Below are 20,111 nucleotides of genomic sequence, written 5' to 3'. Positions count from 1 at the left end.
GAGCGCCGTTTAACGGCACGGAAATGCTTCACGGGAGTGCGAAGTTGATCCGCCGTCGGACGAGCCTACGCCTGATCCTTCTCTCAGCCGGCATGGCGTCGCTCAGCCTCGCCAGCGCCTGCAACACCAGCGAGGTCCTGAATCAGGGCTACGTGGTGGACGAGCAGACCATCCAGCTCGTGCCCGTCGGCTCCAGCCGCGAACAGGTCCTCACCGCGCTCGGCACGCCGTCCACCAAGGCGACCTTCGACAACGAGGTCTTCTACTACATCTCGCAGAAGAGGGTGCGGCCCGTCGCCTTCATGAATCCGCACATCGTCGACCAGCGGGTGCTGGCGATCTATTTCGGGCCGGACGACACCGTCACGAACATCGCCAACTACGGCCTCGAGAACGGCAGGCTGTTCGACTTCATCTCGCGCACCACGCCGACCGGCGGCAAGGACGTGAGCTTCATCGGCCAGCTTCTCGAGCCCGGCGGCCCCACCGGCATCCCCGGTGTGCAGCAGAATCGCGACCCCGTCGACATCAACAAGCCCGCCGGTCCGGGCTGACGATACCGGACTTTCGGAACGCAGAAGGCCCGCGGAGATCGCTCTCCGCGGGCCTTCTTGTTTGTGGAGAGCGCTTCAGAGGTGCGACAGGACTGCCAGCAGCAGGAGCGCCACGATGTTGGTGATCTTGATCGCCGGGTTCACCGCCGGGCCCGCCGTGTCCTTGTAGGGATCGCCGACCGTGTCGCCGGTGACGGAGGCCTTGTGCGCGTCGGAGCCCTTCATGTGCCGCACGCCGGCCGCGTCGACGAAGCCGTCCTCGAAGCTCTTCTTCGCATTGTCCCAGGCGCCGCCGCCGGAGGTCATCGAGATCGCGACGAAGATGCCGGTGACGATGACGCCGAGCAGCATCGCGCCGAGCGCCGAGAAGGCCTGGCTCTTGTCGGCGATCACGAGCACCGCGAAATAGACGACGATCGGGGCCAGCACCGGCAGGAGCGAAGGCACGATCATCTCGCGGATGGCCGCACGCGTCAGCATGTCGACCGCGCGGGCGTAGTCCGGACGCTCGCGGCCTTCCATGATGCCCGGCTTCTCGCGGAACTGCCGCCGCACTTCCTCGACCACCGCGCCCGCCGCGCGCCCGACGGCGGTCATCGCGATGCCGCCGAAGAGGTAGGGGATGAGACCGCCGAGCAGCAGGCCGACCACCACGAACGGGTTGGTCAGCGAGAAGTCCGGCGAGACACCCTGGAAGTAGCCGTAGCCCTGGCCGGCCTTCGCCTGCGCGACGAAGTACTGGAGGTCGTAGTTGTAGGCCGCGAAGAGCACCAACGCCCCGAGACCGGCGGAGCCGATGGCGTAGCCCTTCGTCACCGCCTTCGTCGTGTTGCCGACCGCATCGAGCGCGTCGGTGGATTTCCGCACGTCCGCCGGCAGCCCGGCCATCTCGGCGATGCCGCCGGCATTGTCGGTCACCGGGCCGAAGGCGTCGAGCGCGACGATCATGCCGGCGACGCCGAGCATCGCGGTCACCGCGATGCCGGTGCCGTAGAGGCCGGCGAGCTGGTAGGTCGCGATGATGCCGGCGATGATGACGATCGTCGGCAGCGCCGTCGATTCCAGCGACACGGCGAGCCCCTGGATGACGTTCGTGCCGTGGCCGGACACGGAGGCCTGGCTGATCGAGCCGACCGGGCGGTAGCCGATGCCGGTATAGTACTCGGTGATGAACACGATCAGGCCGGTGACGATCAGCCCGACGATGCCGCAGAAGAACAGCTTGAGGCCGGACAGGATCGTTCCCGGCGCCGTTCCGACATCGCCGAAGCCGACGGTCAGGTAGGTCGCCAGCGCGACGCCCGCGACGGACAGGAGCGTCGTCACCCAGAGGCCCTTGTAGAGCGCGCCCATGATCGAGCCGTTGCGGCCGAGGCGCACGAAGAAGGTGCCGACGATCGAGGTGACGATGCAGGCCGCGCAGATGGCGAGCGGGTAGAGCATCACGGTGCCGACCACCGCGCTGCCGGCGAAGAAGATCGCGCCGAGCACCATCGTGGCAACCACCGTCACAGCGTAAGTCTCGAAGAGGTCGGCCGCCATGCCGGCACAGTCGCCGACATTGTCGCCGACGTTGTCGGCGATGGTGGCGGGGTTGCGCGGATCATCCTCCGGGATGCCCGCCTCGACCTTGCCGACGAGGTCGCCGCCGACATCGGCGCCCTTAGTGAAAATGCCGCCGCCGAGGCGCGCGAAGATCGAGATCAGCGACGCGCCGAAGCCGAGCGAGACCAGCGAGTCGATAACGACGCGGTCGGACGGCGCATAGCCCTGCGCGCCCGTGAGGATCAGGAAGTAGGCCGCGACGCCGATCAGCGCGAGGCCGGCGACGAGCATGCCGGTAATGGCGCCCGACTTGAACGCGATGGCAAGACCGGCGGCGAGCGAGCGCGAGGCCGCCTGCGCGGTGCGCAGATTCGCCCGCACCGAGACGTTCATGCCGATGAAGCCGGCGACGCCGGACAGCACCGAGCCGATCAGGAAGCCGATGGCCGCGTGGATGGACAAGAGCAGCCAGGAGATGACGAAGACGATGACGCCGACGATCGCGATCGTCGTGTACTGGCGGGCGAGATAGGCCTGCGCCCCTTCGCGGATGGCGCCGGCGATTTCCTGCATGCGCTCGCTGCCCTGATCGGACGCGAGCACGGAACGCGTCGCCCAGGCCGCGTAGGCGATGGACAACGCCCCGCAGAGGATGACCACAATCAATGCTGTCGACATGAAACTCCCTCGCCGCCGATCGAATGGTCGACCGGACGGTCCCTCCCCTCAGCCATGCGCGTGCATCATCGGCCCGTCGCGACGCGGCGGAGGTTAGCGAAGCACCGGGCCGCGTCAAGCGCCGCGACGATGGGCGGGATGTCCTCAGGGGAAGCGAGGCGGCGGCTACTCGTCCTGCGGGTCCGTGCCGCGCCCCTCGCCGCGCGAGCGCCGCGCGATTCGATCGAGCACCGCGTTGACGAGGCGCGGCTCCTCTTCGGCGAAGAAAGCTCTGGCGACGTCGACGTATTCGCTGACGATCACGGCCGTCGGCACGTCCTTGCGGTTCAAGACCTCGTAGGCGCCCGCCCGGAGGATGGCACGCAGCGTCGTATCGAGGCGGGACAGCGGCCAGTCGGCGGTCAGCGAGGTGTGGATCATCGGATCCAGCGTCTTCTGCGAGCGCACCACGCCGGACACGATGTCGCGGAACCAAGCGGCGTCCGCCTCGCGGTAGGTCTCGCCATCGATCTCCTGGCCGAGCCGCGTCGTCTCGTATTCGGCCACCGTTTCCAGAAGCCCGGTACCGCCGACGTCCATCTGATAGAGCGCCTGCACGGCGGCGAGGCGGGCCGCGCCGCGCTTGTTGGCGGGGCGCACGGGCCGGGACGGGGCGGTGTCGCTCACGGGATCAGCCTCCGAGCCGCTCGCGCAGCGCGATCATGGTCAGCGCCGTCTCCGCCGCCGAACCGCCCTTGTTCTTCTCGCCCTTGGCCGAGCGCACCAGCGCCTGCTCCTCGGTCTCGACGGTCAGGATGCCGTTGCCGACAGCTATGCCCTCGTTCACCGACAGATCCATGATCGCCCGGCAGGATTCGTTGGCGACGATGTCGAAATGGTAGGTCTCGCCGCGAATGACGCAGCCGAGCGCGACGAAGCCGTCGTATTCCTTGCCGCCCTCGTCCGCGCCGATCAGCGCGAAGCCGATCGCCCCCGGGATCTCCAGCGCGCCGGGCACGGTGACGACCTCGTAGGTCGCGCCCGCCTCGTCGAGCGCCGCCCGGGCGCCTTCGAGGAGCGCGTCGGCGATGTGGTCGTAGAAGCGGGCTTCCACGATGAGGAGATGCGGGGCTGCCATGAATGTCCTTCCGGGTCGTTCCGACGGCGGCGCGCGGGGCGCCGCGTCGTCGAAGCGGCGTCCTTACCGAAGTCCTTGGTCGGATGTAAGACGAAAGTCGGTCGGCGGTCAGTTCGCCTGCGTATCGGCCGCGAAGAGCCGGGCGGCGTAGCGCGCGATCTGGTCGATCTCGAGGTTGACCCGGTCGCCCGCCTGCCGCTCTCCCCAGGTCGTCACCTCCAGCGAATGCCGGATGAGCAGGACGTCGAACACGTCGTCCTCGACCCTGTTGACGGTCAGCGACGTGCCGTCGAGGCAGATCGAGCCCTTCGGCGCGACGAAGCGCTTGAACTCGGCCGGCACGCGCAGGCGGAAGCGCACCGCGTCGCCCTCCGCCTCGCGGGACAGGATTTCAGCCTGCCCGTCGACATGGCCGGACACGAGATGGCCACTGAGCTCGTCGCCGAGCTTCAGCGAACGCTCGAGATTGAGGCGAGTGCCTTCCCGCCACGCGCCGGCCGTCGCGAGGCGGAGAGCCTCCTCCCAAGCCTCCACTTCGAACCAGCGGCGGTTCGAGTCGGCCTCCGGCAGCGCCGTCACGGTGAGGCAGATGCCGGAACAGGCGATCGATGCACCGATGGCGATGCCGGCCGGATCGTAGGCCGTCTCGACCCGGAAGCGCTTACCCTCCGGCAGCGCCTCGACGGCGTCGATCCGCCCGACATCGGTGACGATTCCGGTGAACATGGATGGTCCCGCTTCCTGATTTCCCCCCGCATCTAGCGATCGGAGCGTCCGATCACAATGAATGTCTCTGCTCAGGCGAGTCGCTCGAACTCCTGCCAGCGGTCGGGACCGAAACGGTATTCGGTGACCTTGCGGAAGCCCTCTGGCGATCCGGCATCGAGGGGCGCCAGAACTCCACCCGCGCCGACGATGGTTTCGCCGCGGACCACGATCAGGCGATCGGCGAGTTGCTGCTCCAGCAAGGTCGCGGCGAGCCGGGCTCCGGGCTCGACCATCAGGCTGGACAGGCCTCTCGCCGCCAGATCCTCGAAGAGTTCCGGCAGCGCGATCCGGTTCGTTCCGGGCTCGGCCTCGCAGGCGAGAAGCTCGCACCCCGCGGCGCGGATGGCCGAGGCCTGCTCGGATGCTGGCGCCAGTGTCGCGACCATCACGGGCACATCCCTCGCCGTCCGGACCAGAACGGAGTCCGGCCGGATTTCCAACCGGGAATCGAGCACGATGCGCGTCGGCGAGCGGTCGCGGAGGCCCGGCAGGCGGCAGGTGAGGCTGGGATCGTCGGCCGCGACCGTCCCGATGCCGACGAGGATCGCGTCGCTCCGCGCGCGCAGGAGATGGGTCTGGCGATTGGCATCAGGTCCCGTGATCGCGACCTGCCCCTCACCGCGACGGCCGATCATGCCGTCGGCGGAAATCGCAAACTTCATCGTCACATACGGGCGCTTCCTCGTCATTCGCGAGAGATATCCGGCCAACGAGCGACGCGCTTCCGCGGCCAGGACGCCCGCCTCGACCACGATGCCGGCCGCGCGCAGCATCGCCGCGCCGCGCCCGTCGACGCGCGGGTCTGGATCGCTCGCGGCGATGACGACACGCGCGACGCCGGCCGCGATCAAGGCTTCGGCGCAGGGCGGCGTGCGGCCGTGGTGGGAGCACGGCTCCAGCGTGACATAGGCGGTCGCTCCGGCCGCTCGTTCGCCGGCTTCCGCGAGCGCGATCGTCTCCGCATGCGGCCGCCCGCCCGGCGCGGTGATGCCTCGCCCGACGACCACGCCGTCACGGACGAGGATCGTGCCGACCGAAGGGTTCGTTCCGGTGAGGCCCGAATGCCGCTCCGCCAGCCGAAGCGCGGCCGCCATGAAACGACGGTCGTCGTCAGCCATCGCGATCCGCGGCCGCCCCTTCCGCCTCGAGGTCGTCCACTTCCGGCGGCTTGGCAAGTTCGCCGATCACGGCGGTGAAATCTTTCGCGTCATGGAAGTCGCGGTAGACCGAAGCGAAGCGCAGATAGGCGACGTCGTCCAAACCGCGCAGCGCTTCCATGGCGAGAAGACCGATACGGTTCGAGCTGATCTCGCTTTCGCCGGACGATTCGAGCTGGCGCACGATACCGGAGATCATCCGGTCGACGCGCTCGGGATCGACGGGCCGCTTGCGGAGCGCCACCTGGATCGAGCGCGCCAGCTTTTCCCGGTCGAAGCGCACGCGCCGGCCGGACTTCTTCTGCACGGTCAGTTCGCGAAGCTGCACCCGCTCAAAGGTGGTGAAGCGGCCGCCGCAGTCCGGGCAGACGCGGCGGCGGCGAATCGCGTCACCGTCCTCGGCGGCGCGGCTGTCCTTCACCTGGCTGTCCTGCGAGCCGCAATAGGGGCAGCGCATCGGCGGCTAGCGACCCCTGCCTCAGGCGCCGGAGTAGATCGGGAACCGGCTCGTCAGCGCCAGAACCTTCTCCTTCACGGCGGTCTCGACGCGGGCGTTGCCCTCCTCCGAGTTCGCGGCCTTCAGTCCGTCGAGCACTTCCACGATCAGGCGGCCGACTTCCTGGAACTCCGCCGCGCCGAAGCCGCGCGTCGTCGCGGCCGGGGTGCCGAGCCGGATGCCGGAGGTGATCGTCGGCTTCTGCGGGTCGTTCGGTACGCCGTTCTTATTGCAGGTGATCGCGGCGCGGCCGAGCGCGTTCTCAGACGACTTGCCGGTGAGGTTCTTCGGCCGGAGGTCGACGAGCATCAGGTGCGTGTCGGTGCCGCCGGAGACGATGTCGAGGCCCCCTTCCCTGATCGTCTGCGCCAGGATCTTGGCATTCTCCACGACGGAAGCCGCGTAGGAGCGGAAGGCCGGCGTCAGCGCTTCGCCGAAGGCGACGGCCTTGGCGGCAACGACATGCATCAGCGGACCGCCCTGCAGGCCGGGGAAGATCGCCGAGTTGATCTTCTTGGCGATGTCCTCGTCGTTCGTCAGCACGAGGCCGCCGCGCGGGCCGCGCAGGGTCTTGTGCGTGGTGGAGGTCACGACATGGGCGTGCGGGAACGGGCTCGGATGCTGGCCGCCCGCAACGAGGCCGGCGAAATGCGCCATGTCGACCCAGAGGAAGGCGCCGACCGCGTCGGCGATCTTGCGGAAGCGCTCGAAGTCGATGACGCGCGAATAGGCCGAACCGCCGGCGATGACGATGCGGGGCTTGCGCTCGTGCGCCAAGCGCTCGACCTCGTCGTAGTCGATGAGGCCGGTCGCGGTGTCGAGGCCGTACTGGACGGCGTCGAACCAGCGGCCGGACAGGTTCGGCTTCGCGCCGTGCGTCAGGTGACCGCCGGCGTCGAGGCTCATGCCGAGGATCGTCTCGCCCGGCTTCGAAAGCGCCATCAGCACCGACTGGTTGGCTTGGCTGCCGGAACTCGCCTGGACGTTGGCGAAGGCGCAGCCGAAGAGGTGCTTGGCGCGATCGATCGCCAGTTCCTCGGCGATGTCGACGTAGTGGCAGCCGCCGTAGTAGCGCTTGCCGGGATAACCTTCGGCGTACTTGTTGGTCAGCACCGAGCCCTGTGCCTCAAGCACAGCGCGCGAGACGATGTTCTCCGAGGCGATCAGCTCGACCTCGGTCTGCTGGCGGTTCAGCTCGCCCTTGATCGCGCCGAACAGCGCCGGATCGGTGGAGGCGAGCCCGCCCGTGAAGAACGTGTCGAATTCGGCCGCGGCTTCCGGCTTGCGCAGTTCGGACATGGCATCACCTCGTCGTTGCGGGACGTCATCCGTAGCGGACGGAGCGACGCGATAGCACGACAGCGAGCGACAACCAACCGCGCCGATCCGACACGAAAGCCGCCGCAGCCCGACGAGGCTTCCTGAAATGGACAGGGCCGGAAGCGCCCCCCCGCTCCCGGCCCTGCTCCCCCTCGGAGGCGTTCGCCCGTTCAGTTCGCCATGTCGGAGGCTTGCGTCTGCACCTGCTCGCCCGGCTGGTAGGCGCGCGGCGCGGAATCGTTCATCGCGAGGAGCTCGGAGCCGTCGCGATGGTAGATGTCGTCGCGGAACTGCACGGCGTTCGGATCGGTCGCCCACGCGGTCAGGTAGGTGAAGTACACCGGCACCGGGTTGGTGAGGTTGATGTCCTCGCGGGTGCGGGCAGCGATGACGCGCTCGATGTGCTGCCGGTCCCAGCCCGGCTCGTCGCGCGCCAGCCAGACCACGAGGTCGCGCACGTTCTGCACGCGCACGCAGCCGGACGAGTCGAAGCGCATCAGCTTCGAGAACAGGCTCTGCTGCGGCGTGTCGTGCATGTAGGTGTTGAACTGGTTCGGGAAGTTGATCTTCACCGAGGCCATGGCGTTGTTCTTGCCCGGCTCCTGCCGGAAGAGATACTTCACCGCCTCGTTCGTGTTCCAGTCGATGGATTCCGGCGGAATCTCCTGCCCGTTGCCGGCGAAGATCTTGATCTCGTTCCGCGCGAGATAGGTCGGGTCCTTCCGCATCAGCGGAATGATGTCCTTCTCGACGATCGAGGCCGGCGCGTGCCAGTACGGGTTGAGGTTGAGGTTGGTGATCTTCGAGTTCAGGATCGGCGTCTGGCGGTCGATCTTGCCGACGATGGCGATGTGGCGCTGTACGACGCGACCGTTCTCCACCGCCTCCAGCGCCGCCGCCGGCGCGTTGACCATCACGAAACGCTGGCCGAGGAAGCCGTTCATCGACTGGAGGCGCACGAGGTTCGTCTGCATCTGGCCGATGCGCACGTCCACCGGCACGTTCAGCGCCTTGTAGGTCATCTCGGCGACGACGCCGTCGGCCGGCAGGCCGTGACGCGTCTGGAACCGCTTGACCGCCGCATCGACGTATGAGTCGAAGGCCTCCGACATGCCGGCCGAGCGCGGCAGGTCGCCGGACACCGCAAGCCGCTGGCGGAGCACGCCGACGGCCGGGTCCTGCATGCCGAGTTTCAGCTTGCCGCCCTCCGGCACGTTCGGCCAGCCGCCGTTCGCGGCGATGGCGCGGTAGTTCTCGATCGCCTGGCTCAGCGAGGTCACGGTGTTCTGCGAGAAGATCGGCTGGCTCGACGCGACCTGCGCGACGCCGGAGGAGCGCGTATCGAAGTCGTCGTCCCAGTTGCCGCGCCGCGGCGCCTGCAGGAGATCGTCGAGCGCTTCCTGCGCGGCCGCGACGCCGGGCACGAGCGCGGCGCCCGCGATAGCGGCTCCCGCGAAGAACTGGCGGCGGGACAGCCGGTGGATACCGTGGCGCTTCTCGTTCTGCATCAAAGTCCCTCGTCGAGGCCGAAACCGTTCGCTTGGGCAAATATCGGGCTACCAAGGTAAACGGACCGACAACGGGCCCGGCTCGCTCGGTGGCCGGTTCAGCCCGCGGCTGGTTCCGCATGGCCACGGCAATATGGCCAAAGCATGGAAGAGAGTGTCCGTATCAATGGTTTAGCGTGGTCGCGTGGCGATAGGGCAACGCGCGAAACCTCCGCGACCGCCGGGAGCGGTCACGGAGGTTTGAGAAGGTCGCCTCGCGGCTATGATCAGAGGCGGTAGGCGATCGAGTCGTTCCAGAACCGGTCGAGGCGCTGCAGCGACTTGTTGAGCTTCTGGAACTCCTGCTCGTCGAGACCGCCGACCTTGTCGATCGAGCCGATGTGGCGCTGGTAGAGGTCCGCCACGATGGCCGCGACTTCGCCGCCGGACTTGGTGAGTTGCACCCGCACCGCGCGGCGGTCGACCCGCGAGCGCTGGTGGTCGATGAAGCCGAGGTCGACCAGCTTCTTCAGGTTGTAGGAGACGTTCGAGCCGAGGTAGAAGCCGCGGGTGCGCAGCTCGCCCGCCGTCAGCACCGAGTCGCCGATGTTGAAGAGCAGCAGCGCCTGCACGGCGTTGATGTCGGTCCGGCCGGCGCGATCGAACTCGTCCTTGATCACGTCCAGCAGCCGGCGGTGCAGACGCTCCACCAGTTGAACGGTCTCCAAGTAGAGACCCTTCAGCTCGGTGTTGACCTCGACGAACTGTTCCGGCTGCTTCTTGACCTGGGTCTTCATAGTATCGCCTCCGCTGTTGCAGTGACGAGAGCTCTTGTTCCGGCCTCGTCTTATGCACCACAATACGAGGCGCGACTAAAGTTCGACTTAAAGCCCAGGCTTAAGAGCATCTTACTGTTTCGCCTCCGATTTTCTTCACTAACGAGCCGTGACCCGTGGATGGATTTCGTCAACCAGCCCGGCCCGGCGGACGATGCGACCACCATTCGGCGATGCGCAGCAGCGCGAACGCCGCCAGAGTCGCGAGTACCACGGCGAGTTCGGCATCCGGCCCGCCGAAGATCTGCGGCAGGGCGAAATGCATGCCCGCCTCCAGCGTCGCGACGATGATCCAGACCACGGTGCCCCAGGAAGCCGCGAGCCAGAGACCGACGCCGCCGACCGGCGCAAGGACCGCGAGCACGCAGGATGCCGCCCGCCACTGCGACGACATCAGGTCGAACCGCCAGTTCGCCTCCGGAAACACGCCGACGAGGCGGATCCAGTAGGCGATGCCGATCGCGAACAGGGCGAGGCCTGCGATTCGCCGCAGCCAGAGGATGGAAAGCCGCACGTATCGTCCGCTTCCCGGAGCCGGTGCCGCCGGAATCGTCATGCGCCCTTTTGGCCAGAAGTCCGCGCCGAACGCCAGCCCGTGCCGCCTTCCTCCACCACTGAGGATGCCTCTCCCCGTTCGCCGCCGGATTGATGCCGGGCGCGGAAGCGCCTAACCCGTCCCTCGACTCGACCTTTATCTTCGGCTTCTCGGCTCGGTTCAGGATGGTTCGGATGGATTTCGCAAGCGACCGGGGCATTGCCGGACGAATCGATGCCGCGACCGGCGGGCGGCGCCTTAGGCGACTGCGCCAGCACGACTGGACGCGTCGTCTCGTGCGCGAAACGAGCCTCGCCCCCGCCGACCTGATCTGGCCCGTCTTCGTGCGGGACGGTTCGGGCGCCGACGAGCCGGTCGCCTCCATGCCGGGCGTCGTCCGCTATTCGCTGGAGCGCGTCGTGGATGCCGCTCGCGAGGCGCGCGATCTCGGCATCCCGGTGCTGGCGCTCTTCCCCTATACGACCCGCGACAAGCGGGACGAGCGCGGCAGCGAGGCGACCAACCTCGACAACCTCGTCTGCCGCGCGGTCGGAGCGATCAAGGACGCGGTGCCGGAAGTGGGCGTCATGTGCGACGTCGCGCTCGATCCCTACACCAGCCACGGCCACGACGGCATCATGCGGGACGGAAGGATCGTCAACGACGAGAGCGTCGAGATCCTGTGCCGGCAGGCGCTGGTGCAGGCGAAAGCGGGCTGCGACATCGTCGGTCCGTCCGACATGATGGACGGGCGGGTCGCGATGATCCGCGACGCGCTCGACGCGGAAGGCTTCCGCGACACGATGATCATGTCCTACGCGGCGAAGTACGCCTCCGCCTTCTACGGGCCGTTCCGCGAGGCGGTCGGCTCGAACGATCTCCTGAAGGGCGACAAGCGCACCTATCAGATGGACTACGGCAACACGGCCGAGGCGCTGCGCGAGGCGGAGCAGGATATCGCGGAGGGCGCGGACATGATCATGGTGAAGCCGGGCCTGCCCTATCTCGACGTCCTGTCGCGACTGGCGAGCGAGTTCGGCATGCCGACCTTCGCCTACCAGACCTCGGGCGAGTACTCGACCATCGAAGCGGCCGCCGCGAACGGCTGGATCGACGGGGAGCGTGCCATGATGGAAACGCTGGCCGCGTTCAAGCGCGCCGGGGCCGCCGGCGTCCTCACCTATTTCGCGCCGCGGGCGGCGAAGGCGCTGCGTGCCGCATAGCGGCATTGCGTCGCCGCGTTCGCCTTCCCACATTTCCCCTGCCGGTCGTCTGGACCGGCGGAAGCGAAACAAGGCAGATGAGCGAACAAGGCACCCTCTACCGCACGTTCGACCGACGCGACCTCGACGCGCCGCGTCTCTACGACGGCGTCAGGACCCGCCGGGCGATGTCCTTCTTCGTCGACTACGCGATGGTACTGGTGCTCTGCATTCCGGTCGCGGTGCTGATCTTCTTTCTCGGCATCGTCACGCTGTCGATCGGCTGGCACCTCTACGCGATCATGCTGCCGGCGGTAGCGCTCGTCTACGTCGCGTTCACGATGGGCGGACGGTCGCAGGCGACCCCCGGCATGCGGCTGGCCGGCGTCCATCTCGAGCGTCTCGATGGCGGCACGGTGGACCCGGCGACAGCGGCGCTGCACGGCGTCCTGTTCTGGGCCTCCGTCACGCTCTTGACGCCGTTCGTGCTGCTCGTCGCGCTGTTCACGCGCCGCAAGCAGCTTCTCCACGACATCGCTCTCGGAACGGTGATCGTCCGCGACCGCTGACGCGGCAACCGTACTTGGAGAAGCCGGAGCCGGCCAGTTTTCAGGCCGGCATCCGCGTGCTTAATAAAGGCGTTACCGTCCCGATCCGGCGCAGCCGGGCGGCGGGCCGAGGCATCGACGCTTTCATGACCATCCATTCGCAGACGCCGCAGTTCTTCCTGACGTCGCCTTCGCCCTGCCCCTATCTCGCCGGCCAGTTCGAGCGGAAGGTCTTCACGCATCTCATCGGCGACCGCGCGCCGGACCTTCTCGACCTCCTGACGCAGGGCGGCTTCCGCCGCTCGCAGAACATCGCCTACCGGCCCGCCTGCGAGCGCTGCCGCGCCTGCGTCTCGGTGCGCATCCTCGTCCGCGAGTTCCAGCCGACGCGGTCGATGCGGCGCGTCTGGCTGCGGAACGGCGACCTCGTCGGCCGCATCGGCGATCCGGAACCGTCGAGCGAGCAGTATTCGCTGTTCCGGCGCTACCTCGACAGCCGCCACGCGATGGGCGGCATGTCGGAGATGTCGGTACTCGATTACGCGATGATGGTGGAGGACAGCCAGGTCGACACGCGGCTGGTGCGCTATCTCCGGCGTGGTCCCGACTCGCGGTTCAGCGAGCGCTCGGACGGCAGCCTCGTCGGGGCCGCCCTCACTGACGTGATGAACGACGGCCTGTCGATGGTCTATTCGTTCTTCGACCCTGACGAGAGCGAGCGCAGCCTCGGCACCTACATGATCCTCGACCACATCGAGCGCGCTCGAAAGATGGGCCTTCCCTACGTCTATCTCGGCTACTGGGTGAAGGACTCGCCCAAGATGAACTACAAGATCCGCTACCAGCCCCAGGAACACCTGACGCCGAAGGGGTGGGAGCGGTACGAGGAAGGCTGACCGCTCACCCGAACCGGTTCGACTTCGGGAAGCCGTTCGGGACCATGCGGCCGGCGTGGGCGCGGGAATCCTGCCATTCCAGCAGTTCGTCGGCCTTGCGCAGGAAGCTCCGGCCGCCGGCGCCTTGCCAGGCGAGGCCTTCGGCGAGGCGGAAGACCTTGAGGTCCGACAGGCCGCCGTCCTTGTAGCGCTGCAGGCGGACGCCCTTGCCGCGCGTCATCTCGGCCACCTGGATCAGCGGGAAGACGAGCATCTTGCGGTTCTCGCCGACCACCGCGACCGTGTCGCCTTCGGCGATCGCGGCGAGTTTCAGCGACGTGCCGGGGCCGACGTTGAGGATCTGCTTGCCCTTGCGTGTGCCGGACAGGAGCTCGCTTTCCGACACGACGAAGCCGCTGCCGTCGCTCGACGCGACGAGGCGCTTGCGGCCAGTCACCGCCGGAAAGCCGGTGACGATGTCCGCCTTGTCTTCGAGGTCGATCGCGAGGCGGATCGGCTCGCCCTGTCCGCGCCCGCCCGCCAGCTTGTCGGCGAGGAGCGTGTAGGCGCGCCCGTCCGTCGACAGGAAGACGAGCTTGTCGGTCGTCATCGCCGGAAAGGCGAGCTTCAGCGAATCGCCTTCCTTGAAGGTCAGGCCGGCGAGTTCGGCGACATGGCCGCGCAGCGCCCGCAGGAAACCCTTCTGCGACAGCACCACCGTCACGGGCTCCCGCTCGATGAAGGCGGTGGCGATGTCGTCCAGCGCGCGAGCCGGAGCATCGGCGAAGGTGGTGCGCCGTTTGCCGAGCTTGGTCTTCTTCGAGAAGGTCTCCCTGACCTCCCGCACCTCGGCGGCGAGCGCGTTCCACTGCCGCTCGTCGGAGCCGAGCAACGCCTCCCGCTCCGCCTTCTCCGCCTTCAACTCGTCGAACTCGCGCTTCAGCTCGAACTCCTCGAGCTTGCGGAGCGAGCGCAGGCGGAGGTTCAGGATCGCTTCCGCCTGCACGTCCGTCAGTTTGAAGGCCCGGATCAGCTCGGCTTTCGGCTCGTCCTCCTCGCGGATGATGCGGATCACCTCGTCGAGGTTGAGGAAGGCGATCAGGTAGCCCGCCACCACTTCCAGCCGCCGTTCGATCGCGGCGAGGCGGAAGCGCGTGCGACGGAGCAGCACCTCGCGCTGGTGCGCCAGCCATTCGACCAGCACCTCCTTGAGGTTCAGCACCTTCGGCACCTTCCCGCCGGAAAGCACGTTCATGTTCAGCGGGATGCGCGATTCGAGATCAGTCAGCCGGAACAGCGCCTCCATCATCAGTTCGGCGTCGACCGATCGGCTTTTGGGTTCGAAGACGATGCGCACGTCCTCGGCCGATTCGTCGCGCACATCCGCCAGCATCGGCAGCTTCTTCGCCGCTAGCAGTTCGGCGATCTTCTCGATCAGCCGCGACTTCTGCACGAGATACGGGATCTCGGTGACGACGATCTGGTAGCCGCCCCGCCCCTGTTCCTCCTTCTCCCAGCGGGCGCGGACGCGGAAAGAGCCGCGCCCCGTCGCATAGGCCTCACGGATCACGGCGACCGAATCGACCACGATGCCGCCTGTCGGGAAGTCCGGCCCCTGTACGTAGCGCAGGAGCCCATCCAACTCGGTGCCGGGGTTCTCGATCAGCTTCAGCGCCGCGTCGCAGAGTTCGGCGGCGTTGTGCGGCGGGATCGAGGTCGCCATGCCGACCGCGATGCCGGACGAACCGTTGGCGAGGAGATTCGGGAACGCGCCCGGCAGGACGACAGGCTCCTCGTCCTCTTCGTTGTAGGTCGGCTTGAAGTCGATCGCGTCCTCGTCGATGCCGCGCAGCAGCAGCGTCGCGACCGGCGTCATCCGCGCCTCGGTGTAGCGCATGGCCGCCGGGCTATCGCCGTCCACATTGCCGAAGTTGCCTTGCCCGTCGATCAGCGGATAGCGGATCGCGAAATCCTGGCTGAGGCGCACCAGCGCGTCGTAGATCGAGGCGTCGCCGTGCGGGTGGAACTTGCCCATCACGTCGCCGACGATGCGGGCCGACTTCTTGTAGCCCTGTCCGGGATCGAGCCGCAGCGCGCGCATGGCGTGGACGATGCGCCGGTGGACGGGCTTCAACCCGTCGCGCACGTCCGGCAGCGCCCTGCCCATGATGGTCGAGAGCGCATAGGCGAGGTAGCGCTCCTCGAGCGCCGACTTCAGATCGACGAGTTCGACCGTGCCGGAACCGGACGGCGGATCGGTAGGCTTTCCCATGCGGTGAATTTACGATGCCGGCTCACGGGGAACAAGACCGGAACACGCCTTCGGATGCGGTTGCGGACCGGCCGACACGGCAACGCGCCGCACCTTGCGTAACACGTCTGCCACAGTTTACCTGCAATTGACTGCCTGTTGCCCCACCTACCGCCGCCGACCGAGGCGGCTTCCAGCGAAGGATCCATCATGCGCGCATCCGCCAGCCGAGCCGTCCTCGCGAGCCTGGGGCTTCTGCTTGCCGGCTCCGCCTCAGCGCTCGCCGCCGACGCGCAGGCTTTCGCCAACCGCCTGAAGGATGCGGTCGCGGCCAGCTCCCTGCCGATGAGCTTCGCCGGCGCCGAGTCGCAGGGCGACAACGTGGTGGTGAAAGGCGTCACCTTCGGTACCGGGCCCGACGCTGCCAAGCTCGGCGACGTGACGTTCGAGGGCGTCACCGGGTCGGACGCGGACGGCTGGAAGGTAACGCGCGTGCCGATCGCCGACGTCGACCAGGCCGACGGCGACAAGCGCATCCAGGCGCGCGGCATGGTCGTCTCCGGCATCCAGATCGCGCCGAAGGACAAGCCGTCGACGCTGCCCGGCGAGGCGCCGTGGTTCTTCGATTCTGCCGCGGTCCAGGGGGTCGAGGGCACCGAGTCCGGCAAGCCGGTGTTCTCGCTCGGCGCGACGTCGTTCACCAACTCCGTCGCATCCGGCGGCGCGATCGATTCCAACTTCACGCTCGGCGACCTGAAGCTTGACTTCACCGCCACCAAGGACGACGAAGCGGCGAAGACCATGACCGCCGTCGGCTACCCGCAGCTCGCCGGCAACGGCACGATGCACATGAATTGGGACCCGAAGTCGGGCGACCTGACGCTCGACCCGTTCACGCTCGACTTCCAGAACGCCGGCAAGTTCGACGTGGCCTACATGATCAAGGGCTATACGCCGGCCTTCGCCAAGCAGCTCAGCCAGATCCAGAACCAGATGGCGAGCCAGCCGGATCAGGCCTCGCAGTCGGGCATGGCGATCATCGGCCTCCTGTCGCAGCTCAGCATCGGTTCGCTGCAGGTCGGCTTCACCGACGCCTCGCTCACCAACAAGCTCCTCGACTACTTCGCCAAGGAGAACGGCACGACCCGCGAGCAGCTCGCCGATTCGCTGAGCCAGATGGCGCCGCAGTCGCTCGCGGCCTTGAACAACCCGGAGTTCCAGGCGCAGGTGGCCGGAGCGATTTCCGCCTTCCTCAAGGACCCGAAGTCGATCAAGGTCGAGGTGAAGCCGACGCAGCCGATCCCCGCGACGCAGATCATCGGCGCCGCGATGGGCGCGCCGCAGACCCTGCCGAACGTGCTGCAGCTCAAGGTGACGGCCAACACGCAGTAAGCTGCGCCAAATCGCTGCACGAGACGAGGCCGCCGCGGGCAATTGCGGCGGCCTTTCCATATCGGCGGAGATGAGTTCCGCGCCGCTGATCCTCACCCTTCGCTTCGACGACGCATCGTTCCGGCGCTTCGACGGGATGCGGCGGCAGCACTTTCCGCCGGAGCGGAATCATATCCCGGCGCACCTGACGCTGTTCCACCACCTGCCGGGCGAGAGCGAGGCGGATGTTACCGCAACACTGCGCGAGGCAACGCGCGAGCGTGAGCCGCTACCGCTGCGGGTCACCAGCCTGCGCTTCCTCGGCTACGGTTGCGCCTACGAGATCGACTGCCCGCCGCTCGTCACGCTGCGCAAGGAACTCGCCGACGGATGGCGGGACACCCTGACGCCGCAGGACGCCTCCGGCTTCCGACCGCACGTCACCATTCAGAACAAGGTGGCGTCGGCGGAAGCGAAACGCACTTTCGCCGCACTGCAGGCGGCGTTCGAACCGTTCGACGCGCGCGGTATCGGCCTGCTGCTCTGGCGCTATCGCGGCGGCCCGTGGGACGCGGCGGGGGAGTTCCCTTTCCGCGTCCCGGCTTAGTTCCCCGCCGAGCTCGGGGTCGCGCTGGAGCCGTTCGACAGCGCCCCGCGGATGCTGACGAGGTCGACGCCGATCACCGGCACCGGAATGCGGAAATCCTCCGGCCGTCCCGCACCGGCGATCGACTGGCGGTCGTTGCGGGCGCCGGGCGCGGTGGAGGCGCGGCCGCTCGTGCTGCCGATCGTCGTCGCGCCCGTCGCGGACGCGGTGTTCGGGTTGCCGGAGGTCGCGACCGAGCCGGCATTGACGGAATTGAGGTTGGTGGAGCCGGCGGTCGCGGTCGCCTGCGTCGATGCCGAACTGCTACCGGCTTGGGTGCCGGCCTCGGGGTCGAGCGTGACCGGCAGGGTCCAGTTGTTTTCCTGCGCGAGACCGGCCTGTCCGGGCGCGGAGCCGCCGCCGGAGCCGAGCGCATTCGCCGCGCTCGTGACGTTGGGCGTCGACGGCGACGGAGCGGTCGGCGCTGCGGTCACGCCGCCACCCGCGGCACTGGCACCTCCCGCCGCCGCGCCGCCGGCCGAAGCCCCGCCACCACCCGCCGAAGCCCCGCCACCGCCGGCCGATGCCCCTCCGCCGCCGGACGCGCCACCACCGCCCGACGCACCGCCGCCACCCGCGGACTGCGCACCGGCAACCACAACCGAGGCGAGCAAGATGGAAGCGACGGCAATGCCTCGAACGCTTGAACGCGAAGCAGAACACACCAGACGCGAGTATAAATCAGCCGATTCCTGCAGCATCGCACATCTCCCAATGCGTCAACTTGCAGGAAGATACGGCGGCTTTTTCGTTTTGGATGCGGCGATGCTGAATATTGTTAAGTTTCCAACCGTTCTCTTCATCCCTTCGAGGTAGAAGGTGCAACGCGGATACCGAGTTCGCGCAGTTGAGCGGGCGTCGCTTCCGCTGGGGCGGCCATGAGAAGATCGTAGGCCTGCTGGTTCATCGGGAACATCGTGATCTCGCGCAGGTTGCGCGTGCCGCAGAGCAGCATCACGATGCGATCGACGCCCGCCGCCATGCCGCCGTGCGGCGGCGCGCCGTACTGGAAGGCGCGGAACATGCCGCCGAACCGCTCTTCCACGTCGATGCGGCTGTAACCGGCGAGTTCGAACGCCTTCACCATCACGTCCGGCAACTGGTTGCGGATGCCGCCGCTGGCGATCTCGAAGCCGTTGCAGGTGATGTCGTACTGGAACGCCTTAATCGACAGCGGATCGCCGCCTTCCAGCGCTTCCATGCCGCCCTGCGGCATCGAGAACGGGTTGTGCGAAAAGTCGATCTTCTTCTCGTCCTCGTTCCACTCGTAGAACGGGAAATCGACCACCCAGGCGAGCTCGAACCGGTCGCGGTCGACGAGGTTCAGCTCCTCGCCGACCTGCGTCCGCGCCTGTCCCGCGAAGGCGACGAAGTTCTTCGGCAGGCCCGCGACGAAGAAGCAGGCGTCGCCCGCGTCGAGGCCGAGCTGGGTGCGGACGGCTTCCGTCCGCTCCGGCCCGATGTTTTTAGCGAGCGGTCCCGCGCCTTCCAGCGCACCGTTCTCGCTGCGCCAGAAGATATAGCCGAGGCCCGGCTGCCCCTGTCCCTGCGCCCAGGCGTTCATGCGGTCGCAGAAGGCTCGGGAGCCGCCGGTCTTCGCCGGGATCGCCCAGACCTCCACCACTGGGTCGGCCGCGATCATGTTCGCGAAGACCTTGAAGCCGGAGCCGGCGAAGTGCTCGGTCACCGCCCGCATCTCGATCGGGTTGCGCAGATCCGGTTTGTCCGAGCCGTATTTGCGCATCGCCTCGGCGTAGGGAATGCGCGGAAACTTCTGCGTCACCGGCTTGCCGTCGGCGAAGTCCTCGAAGACGCCGCGGATGACCGGCTCCATCGCCGCGAAGACGTCGTCCTGCGTGACGAAGCTCATTTCCACGTCGAGCTGGTAGAACTCGCCCGGCAGGCGGTCGGCGCGCGGATCCTCGTCGCGGAAGCAGGGCGCGATCTGGAAATAGCGGTCGAAGCCGCTCATCATGATGAGCTGCTTGTACTGCTGCGGCGCCTGCGGCAGCGCGTAGAACGTGCCGGGATGGATGCGGCTCGGCACCAGGAAATCGCGTGCGCCCTCCGGCGAGGACGCCGTGAGGATCGGCGTCGAGAACTCGGTGAAGCCCGCCTCCCCCATCCGCCGGCGCATCGCGGCGATGATCTTCGTGCGCTTCACGATGTTCGCGTGCAGCGTCTCGCGGCGAAGGTCGAGGAAGCGGTACTTCAGCCGCACGTCCTCCGGATAGTCCGGCTCGCCGAAAACGGGGAGCGGCAGTTCCTTCGCCTCGGACAGGACCTCGATCTCGCTGGCGAAGACCTCCACCTTGCCGGTGTCGAGCTTGGCGTTCACCGTCTCGGGCGTCCGAGCCTTCACGCGGCCGTCGACCCGCACCACCCATTCGGAGCGCAGGCGCTCGGCGGTGGCGAAGCCGGCGGAATCGGGATCGACCACGATCTGCGTCAGGCCGTAGTGGTCGCGCAGGTCGATGAACAGGAGGCCACCGTGGTCGCGCACCCGGTGCACCCAGCCGGACAGGCGCACGTCGGAGCCGACATCGGTCTCGCGAAGGGCGGCGCAGGTATGCGTGCGGTAGCGGTGCATCGGCGAATCCATTTCAGCCTCGATCGGTCCGGCGAGGCGTTTGAGCAGCGATCCGAGCCGGAGCGCCGCCGAAAGTCGGCGCGAAGAACACGTCAATCGCGGCCCATGTCAAGGTTCGCTTCCCTCGGGCGCGAT

Annotated in this window: 19 protein-coding genes; 6 read left to right on the top strand and 13 right to left on the bottom strand. The window is 67.6% G+C overall.

The annotated features are described in order from the left end of the window. The first annotated feature begins 92 nt into the window (after nucleotides 1–92). Nucleotides 93–554: an outer membrane protein assembly factor BamE gene (locus F6X38_RS06820; protein WP_246191246.1), complete on the top strand. Its 462-nt coding sequence runs from the start codon at nucleotides 93–95 to the stop codon at nucleotides 552–554. 75 nt (nucleotides 555–629) lie between these two features. On the opposite strand, the gene F6X38_RS06815 is transcribed toward F6X38_RS06820, so the two are convergent. From F6X38_RS06815 to F6X38_RS06770, 10 genes are all read right to left on the bottom strand, one after another. Then, a complete protein-coding gene (locus F6X38_RS06815) occupies nucleotides 630–2,777 on the bottom strand; it encodes a sodium-translocating pyrophosphatase (RefSeq protein ID WP_150968866.1) in 2,148 nt (715 codons plus the stop codon). Nucleotides 2,778–2,942: 165 nt separating this feature from the next. Beyond that, nucleotides 2,943–3,443 (bottom strand): transcription antitermination factor NusB, encoded by a 501-nt coding sequence (nusB, locus tag F6X38_RS06810; protein ID WP_150968865.1) that lies wholly within the window; start codon nucleotides 3,441–3,443, stop codon nucleotides 2,943–2,945. A gap of 4 nt (nucleotides 3,444–3,447) precedes the next feature. Next, complete coding sequence (locus F6X38_RS06805; RefSeq protein WP_150968864.1) at nucleotides 3,448–3,894, bottom strand: 6,7-dimethyl-8-ribityllumazine synthase; 447 nt, start codon at nucleotides 3,892–3,894, stop codon at nucleotides 3,448–3,450. A 108-nt stretch (nucleotides 3,895–4,002) separates the two neighbouring features. Further along, nucleotides 4,003–4,620, bottom strand: a complete 618-nt coding sequence (locus tag F6X38_RS06800) for a riboflavin synthase (protein ID WP_150968863.1) — start codon at nucleotides 4,618–4,620, stop codon at nucleotides 4,003–4,005. A 71-nt stretch (nucleotides 4,621–4,691) separates the two neighbouring features. Beyond that, a complete protein-coding gene (gene ribD, locus F6X38_RS06795) occupies nucleotides 4,692–5,780 on the bottom strand; it encodes a bifunctional diaminohydroxyphosphoribosylaminopyrimidine deaminase/5-amino-6-(5-phosphoribosylamino)uracil reductase RibD (protein ID WP_150968862.1) in 1,089 nt (362 codons plus the stop codon). After that, complete coding sequence (gene nrdR, locus F6X38_RS06790) at nucleotides 5,773–6,276, bottom strand: transcriptional regulator NrdR (RefSeq protein WP_150968861.1); 504 nt, start codon at nucleotides 6,274–6,276, stop codon at nucleotides 5,773–5,775. Before nrdR ends, ribD begins: the two co-directional genes overlap by 8 nt. 21 nt (nucleotides 6,277–6,297) lie before the next feature. Further along, the gene (gene glyA, locus F6X38_RS06785; RefSeq protein ID WP_150968860.1) at nucleotides 6,298–7,614 is read right to left on the bottom strand and encodes a serine hydroxymethyltransferase; all 1,317 of its coding nucleotides are present in this window, start codon (nucleotides 7,612–7,614) and stop codon (nucleotides 6,298–6,300) included. Nucleotides 7,615–7,805: 191 nt separating this feature from the next. Further along, complete coding sequence (locus F6X38_RS06780) at nucleotides 7,806–9,143, bottom strand: L,D-transpeptidase family protein (protein WP_150968859.1); 1,338 nt, start codon at nucleotides 9,141–9,143, stop codon at nucleotides 7,806–7,808. 266 nt (nucleotides 9,144–9,409) lie between these two features. Then, a complete protein-coding gene (gene ldtR, locus F6X38_RS06775; RefSeq protein ID WP_150968858.1) occupies nucleotides 9,410–9,919 on the bottom strand; it encodes a transcriptional regulator LdtR in 510 nt (169 codons plus the stop codon). A gap of 169 nt (nucleotides 9,920–10,088) precedes the next feature. After that, entirely contained in the window at nucleotides 10,089–10,472 is a 384-nt protein-coding gene (locus F6X38_RS06770; protein ID WP_246191225.1) for a DUF6163 family protein, read from the bottom strand. Between the two features lie 215 nt (nucleotides 10,473–10,687). Here F6X38_RS06770 and hemB point away from each other — a divergent pair, with 215 nt between their 5' ends. From hemB to F6X38_RS06755, 3 genes are all read left to right on the top strand, one after another. Beyond that, on the top strand, nucleotides 10,688–11,716 hold the full coding sequence (hemB, locus tag F6X38_RS06765) for a porphobilinogen synthase (protein ID WP_150968856.1): 1,029 nt from the start codon (nucleotides 10,688–10,690) through the stop codon (nucleotides 11,714–11,716). A 77-nt stretch (nucleotides 11,717–11,793) separates the two neighbouring features. Then, on the top strand, nucleotides 11,794–12,264 hold the full coding sequence (locus tag F6X38_RS06760) for an RDD family protein (protein ID WP_150968855.1): 471 nt from the start codon (nucleotides 11,794–11,796) through the stop codon (nucleotides 12,262–12,264). Between the two features lie 125 nt (nucleotides 12,265–12,389). Beyond that, a complete protein-coding gene (locus F6X38_RS06755; RefSeq protein ID WP_150968854.1) occupies nucleotides 12,390–13,139 on the top strand; it encodes an arginyltransferase in 750 nt (249 codons plus the stop codon). 4 nt (nucleotides 13,140–13,143) lie between these two features. Here F6X38_RS06755 and parC read toward each other — a convergent pair whose 3' ends face one another. Next, nucleotides 13,144–15,390, bottom strand: a complete 2,247-nt coding sequence (gene parC, locus F6X38_RS06750) for a DNA topoisomerase IV subunit A (protein ID WP_150968853.1) — start codon at nucleotides 15,388–15,390, stop codon at nucleotides 13,144–13,146. Nucleotides 15,391–15,579: 189 nt separating this feature from the next. Between parC and F6X38_RS06745 the strand changes: the two genes are divergently transcribed. Further along, nucleotides 15,580–16,761 carry a hypothetical protein gene (locus F6X38_RS06745; RefSeq protein WP_150968852.1) on the top strand — a complete coding sequence of 394 codons (1,182 nt, stop codon included), beginning with the start codon at nucleotides 15,580–15,582 and terminating at the stop codon, nucleotides 16,759–16,761. A gap of 70 nt (nucleotides 16,762–16,831) precedes the next feature. Then, nucleotides 16,832–17,347, top strand: a complete 516-nt coding sequence (locus F6X38_RS06740; RefSeq protein WP_150968851.1) for a 2'-5' RNA ligase family protein — start codon at nucleotides 16,832–16,834, stop codon at nucleotides 17,345–17,347. On the opposite strand, the gene F6X38_RS23780 is transcribed toward F6X38_RS06740, so the two are convergent. Together F6X38_RS23780 and aspS are read right to left on the bottom strand one after the other, a co-directional pair. Next, a complete protein-coding gene (locus F6X38_RS23780; RefSeq protein ID WP_210248880.1) occupies nucleotides 17,344–18,087 on the bottom strand; it encodes a hypothetical protein in 744 nt (247 codons plus the stop codon). The genes F6X38_RS06740 and F6X38_RS23780 overlap by 4 nt on opposite strands. 98 nt (nucleotides 18,088–18,185) lie before the next feature. Next, on the bottom strand, nucleotides 18,186–19,976 hold the full coding sequence (aspS, locus tag F6X38_RS06725; RefSeq protein ID WP_150969125.1) for an aspartate--tRNA ligase: 1,791 nt from the start codon (nucleotides 19,974–19,976) through the stop codon (nucleotides 18,186–18,188). Nucleotides 19,977–20,111: the final 135 nt, after the last annotated feature.

It is taken from the genome of Plantimonas leprariae, from assembly GCF_008802405.1.
GTDB classification, from domain to species: Bacteria; Pseudomonadota; Alphaproteobacteria; order Rhizobiales; family Rhizobiaceae; genus Plantimonas; species Plantimonas leprariae.
The sequence above is the reverse complement of the archived record's forward strand: the minus strand, read 5'-3'. Positions and strand labels throughout refer to the sequence as shown.